Consider the following 3,601-nt stretch of genomic DNA (forward strand, 5'->3'; position numbering starts at 1 on the left):
AAACGCGGCTATGGGGGAGATCGGCGCGGTTGCGGTCGACTATCTTTTGGTGTAATCGCTGTCTATGGGCACAGATGGGTCACTGCGACTCGAAGTGCCTGCCACGCCGATGAAGGCCCGGCAGCGGCGCGCATCCGGAGCCGGGGGCGCACGAGCGGGGGGTCTGGACGCTGCTGGGGGTGATCGACGCCGCGGTGCGCGAACCGTGGGGCGCCGTCCTGGCGCACCACCTCGGGCAGGATGCCGCCGATACCGGATCGGCCGGCGCGGAGCACCGGCTCGGTCGGCGTTATGCCACGGCGGCACGCCTGGCCACACTCTTCGACGGGTATGCGGTCCAGCGTCCCCGGCTGATCACCGAATGGGCGGACGGGGCCGATACCGACGGCACCGGCCGGCCGCTTCCGGAGGACCTGGCCTGGCAGCCCGCCCTGTGGCGCCGGTTGCGCGCGGCCGTCGGCGCACCCGGCCCCGCGGAGCGGCTGCACACCGCGTGTGCGCGCCTGCGGGCCGAGCCGGGTGCCGTGGCGCTGCCCGACCGGCTGTCGCTCTTCGGGGCGACCAGGTTGCCCGCGGCGCACCTGGCGGTACTCACCGCCCTGGCCGCACATCGGGACCTGCATCTGTGGCTGACGCACCCGAGTCCGGCGATGTGGAGGTCGCTGGATCGGTATCGGATGACCTCGCAGGTTCCGGCCCGCGATTCCGGAGGTCGCATCGCACGATCCGCTCCCGCCAACCCAGCTGCGGGATCGGGATCGGCCCCGGCTCCAGGTCCGAGCTCGGCCTGGAGCACCACCGAAACCGGCGACCCGGCCGTCGGAGCCGGGGTGACCGGCCGCCTGCTCGACTCCGAGGTCACCTCGGCAGTCGAACTGTTCGCCGAGGCCTCGGAGGCGGTGAACCCGAGCTCAGCGCTCGGCGCGGGCCCCGCGGAAGTCCGGGTGGCGGGCACAGTTCCCGGCGCCGACCCCCTGTACTCCGCGGAACCCGCGCGGCTGGAAGATGTTTCGGCCACCCTGGTGCGGCATCCACTGCTCGCGGGGCTGAGTCGCGATATCCGGGAACTGCAACTGCGGTTGCCGCCGGCCGAAACCGATATCCGTCACCCGGCGCCGCCGGGCCCGGTTCTCTTCCAGGCCGGTGCTTCGGGCCGGCCGCGGGGCGAAATACGCAGGGATGCCGAAGGTTCCGTCGACGACGGAGACGACCGGACACGGCCGGCGACCCTGCTGCAGGCGCTACAGGCGCATATCCGTGACGACGACTGGCCGCCGGTGGCGGGCCGATACAGCGGCGACGGCAGTGTGCAGATCCACGCCTGTCACGGCCCGGTGCGGCAGGTGGAGGTCCTGCGGGAATGCCTGCTCGGGCTGTTCGCCGCCGACCTCACCCTGGAACCGCGCGATGTCGTGATCATGTGTCCCGAAGTCGAATCCTTCGCTCCGCTGGTGCGGGCGGCGTTCGGGCAACCCGTACCGGCCGGTGCGGAGACACCCGATGCCGTGGCACATCCCGGTCACCGTTTGCGTGTGCGGCTCGCCGACCGTGGGCGCGGCGCGACCAATCCACTGCTGGGCCTGGTGGCGCTACTGCTGGAACTGGCACGCGGCCGGGTCACCGTTACCGAGGTATTGGATCTGGCTGCCTGCGAACCCGTACGCCGCGCCTGCGGATTCGACGACGACGATCTGGAGCGGATGCGCGAATGGGCCGTCGAGGCCGGCGCCCGCTGGGGCATCGGCCGCCGGCAGCGGCATGCGTTCGGCCTCGGTGAGTTCGAACAGAACACTCTCAACGCCGCACTGGACCGGATCCTGCTGGGTGTCACCGCCGACGAGAGCTCGCAGGACTGGCTCGACCGGGTCCTGCCGCTCGACGATGTGGACAGCAACGATATCGACCTGGCGGGCCGGTTCGCCGAATACATCGATCGCCTCGCCTCGATCCTGCGCGACCTCCAGGGACCCGCACCGGCCGCGGAGTGGTCGGCGATCCTGGGCCGTGCCCTCGACCTGCTCACCGATGTCGCCCCGTCGCAGGAGTGGATACGCACCGAGGCACGCCGGGAGCTGGCGGCCGCGACAGCGTATGCCGGTGATACCGAGTTGCGGCTCGCAGATATCACCGAGCTGCTGCAGAGCAGGCTGGCCGCCACTCCGACCCGCGCGAATTTCCGGACCGGCGAACTCACCGTATGCACCATGACCCCGATGCGCTCGGTTCCGCATCGGGTGGTGGTACTGCTCGGGATGGACGACGAGGTATTTCCCCGCGGAGCGGGCCTCGACGGTGACGATATCCCCGCGCGCGATCCGCTACTGGGAGAGCGGGATCCACGGTCGGAAGATCGCCAACTGCTGCTGGATGCGATCATGGCGGCCCGGGACACCCTGGTGGTGGTGCATACCGGTGCCGATCCGGTGACCGGTGCCTACCGCCCACCCGCGGTACCTGTTGCCGAGCTATTCGATACCGTGCGGGCCCATGTCGGACCGGAAGGGGTGCCCGCCGTCCTCACCCGCCATCCGCTGCAACCACACGACCGGCGCAATTTCGCCGCGGCCGCGCCGTTCTCCTTCGATTCCGCCGCATACGCCGGGGCGCAGGCGACCCTGCGTACCGCCGACCCCGCGCCCGGCGGCCCGTTCGCCGCGACTCTGCCCGCCGCCGAAACGACCGAGATCGGCTTGGCCGAGCTGATCGCTTTCCTCGAGCATCCGGTGCGCGGATTCCTCTGGCAGCGGCTGGGTCTGCGCATCCCCGACCAGGAAGAGGAGATCACCGACCGGCTGCCGATCGAGTTCGGCGGCCTCGACACCTGGTCACTCGGGGAACGGATGCTGGCTGCCAGGCTGGCGGGGGCCGATCCCGCCGAGTTACGGGCGGCGGAATGGCGGCGCGGCATCCTGCCGCCGGCCGAACTGGGCCGTGCCGTGCTGGACGAGGTGGAACGGACGGTCGACACGTTGTTCCGCGCCGCCGAACCGGATTACGCGCAACCGCCCCGCGATATCGATATCGCCGTCGATCTCGGTGGCGGCCGGCGTCTGACGGGTACCGTCGCCGAGGTGCGGGGTGATCTGCTGGTGCGCACCACGTACTCCCGGGTCGCTCCGAAACATCGGCTCGCGGCCTGGGTTTCGGTGCTGGCACTGGCGGTGACCGAGGACCGGGCCTGGCGGGCCGCGGTCACCGGGCGCGGGCGGTTCCCGACCCCCGCCTGGCGTGCCGAGCTCACCGCGCCCGCCGCGGACGAGGCGAGTGGCATTCTGCGGATCCTGGTCGCATTGCGCGAGGCCGGCCTGGCCGAACCCCTGCCTATCCCGACCGCGACGACCGCCGCCTACGCCGAGGCCCGGTTCCGGCGAATCCCACCGGAGGAAGCCATGATCGCCGCGGATCGCGAATTCGGCGGTGGCGACAAGAAACGCGATTTCGCCGAGCACACCGACCGGCACCTGCGCTATGTATGGGGTCCGGCGCCGGACCTGAGCCGCCTCGCCGCCCCCCCCGCGCCGGCCCGGGAAACAATTGTAACCACCCGGGTCGGGTGCAAAGCCCCCCCCCCCAGGGCACCCCACCAGCGGGCCCCACAGCA

Annotated in this window: 1 protein-coding gene; it reads left to right on the plus strand. The window is 71.2% G+C overall.

What is annotated here, in order from left to right; all coding sequences use genetic code 11:
• Positions 1–179: 179 nt before the first annotated feature.
• A partial coding sequence (gene recC / locus QH195_RS00015; protein WP_280433834.1) for an exodeoxyribonuclease V subunit gamma occupies positions 180–3,601 on the plus strand: 3,422 nt, incomplete at its 3' end.

This window comes from Nocardia carnea, assembly GCF_029868855.1.
Taxonomy (GTDB): domain Bacteria; phylum Actinomycetota; class Actinomycetes; order Mycobacteriales; family Mycobacteriaceae; genus Nocardia; species Nocardia carnea_A.